The sequence below is a fragment of the Lactobacillus nasalidis genome (assembly GCF_016587775.1).
Taxonomy (GTDB): Bacteria; Bacillota; Bacilli; order Lactobacillales; family Lactobacillaceae; genus Lactobacillus; species Lactobacillus nasalidis.
Map to the genome: position 1 here is coordinate 1 of NZ_BOCG01000516.1, position 1,070 is coordinate 1,070.

General features: G+C 56.6%; 1 protein-coding gene and 1 pseudogene. One reads left to right on the forward strand and one right to left on the reverse strand.

Features of this window, described 5'->3' with window-relative positions; all coding sequences use genetic code 11:
• Nucleotides 1–717 (reverse strand): glycosyltransferase family 2 protein (locus tag lacNas_RS10105; RefSeq protein WP_201346824.1); only part of this gene is annotated, 717 nt, incomplete at its 3' end.
• 199 nt (nucleotides 718–916) lie between these two features.
• On the opposite strand from lacNas_RS10105, the pseudogene lacNas_RS14520 reads away from it, so the two are divergent.
• Nucleotides 917–1,070: pseudogene (locus tag lacNas_RS14520) on the forward strand (DUF1002 domain-containing protein); the annotation flags it as partial.

Below are 1,070 nucleotides of genomic sequence, written 5' to 3' on the forward strand. Positions count from 1 at the left end.
GCGGCGCAGGTGCTTGAAGATGCTGCCGTAAATCGAGACGTTGGCCGCCACGATGCTGCAGAAATGGTCCCAGCTGACCGTGTGCACCGCGCTGTCGGCCCGCTGCCAGTAGTGATACAGCGGCAGGGCGCTGTAGTAGCAGCCTTCAGTCTGCATCAGGTAGTTGATGTTGAAGACCTGGTCTTCCATCAAGTCCAGCTCCTCGTCAAAGCGCAGGTGCAGGCGGCGGACCAGCTGGGTCTTGTAGCACTTGTTCCAGGTGTAGCCCTTTACCGGCGAATGGGCAGTGCCCAGGACCTTCAATACCGCCTGAAAACGCGTCAGTTCCCCTTCTCCGGGCTTGGAGATCGGCACTGACGGCTTGCCGGCCTGGTCCACGTAGTAGCCGCAGGTCACCATGTCGTCGTCCGGGTGGCGGTCAAAGGCCTTGATGAAATAGTCGGTGTAACCGGGATCGACCCAGTCATCCCCGTCATGAAAAATGAAGTAGGGGGTGTCGACCAGGTCCAAGCCCAGGTTCCGCGCTGCCGCCACGCCCTCGTTGTCCTTGCTGACCAGGTCAAAAGACCCGAAGCGGTCCCGGTAACTTTCCGCGATTTCCACGGTGGAATCGCTTGAGCCGTCATCGATGATCAGCAGCTTGAACTGCTGGTTCTGCTGCTCAAGCAGGTAATCCAAAGCCCGAGCCAGATATTTTTCCTGGTTGTAGACGGTCATGATGACCGTCAGCTTTAAGTTGCCGCTGGTAGACAAGCCGCATCCCCCTCTCCAATCTATCCTTTACATTATAGCATTTTCGCCCAGAATCTGCCGCCAGCCGGGGCCTGCTTAAATTTTTGCTAAGGGGACCGCCCGGAAAACAAACTCTAGTATAATTATGGTCGGAGCATGAAAAAAAGAAAACAAGGAGACTATCATGAACAGCAAATTCAAGAAAATCATCACGGCCTGCGCCCTTATGCTGGGCCTGGGCCTGGCAGCCGGCAAGGTTTCGGCCGCCGAAGACACCACGCCGGTCATTACCCTGGGGACTTCCCTGACCGACAGCCAGAGACAGGGAACCTTGAAGG